The following is a 363-nucleotide window of genomic DNA, read 5'->3' on the forward strand; positions in this document are numbered from 1 at the left end:
TGTAACCCAAACTTCAACCTTAACAATATTAACATCTGAGTTTATTATTGGTAAATCTCTAAGGGCTTTATCATAGTTTTTTCTAAAATAGTGAGAAAGAAAAAAGTGCCTATTCGACTCATACTTATCAATACTAATCTCAAATTCTTGTTTCTGCGCACCTTTCTCCAACCTGACTACAGACGATTCTCCCTTTTGTTGAGAAAAAACCGAAGTAACTGTCAGTCTACCAAACTGAAGAGCAGTTTTAAAACCAAATAAATTTTGCCCCCCATTAATCAATGTTCCAGATAAAGGCAAAGACACATTTCCTGCCTCTATACTCTTAACAATCTCGTCTTCCTTACCTTCATAATTAAGCTT

1 protein-coding gene is annotated in these 363 nt (G+C 34.4%); it reads right to left on the bottom strand.

Features of this window, described 5'->3' with window-relative positions; all coding sequences use genetic code 11:
• The coding region (locus EJ063_RS20760) for a hypothetical protein (protein WP_148104559.1) at positions 1-363 on the bottom strand (363 nt) is incomplete at both ends.

This window comes from Vibrio aquaticus, assembly GCF_003970385.1.
In the GTDB taxonomy this organism is placed as follows: domain Bacteria; phylum Pseudomonadota; class Gammaproteobacteria; order Enterobacterales; family Vibrionaceae; genus Vibrio; species Vibrio aquaticus.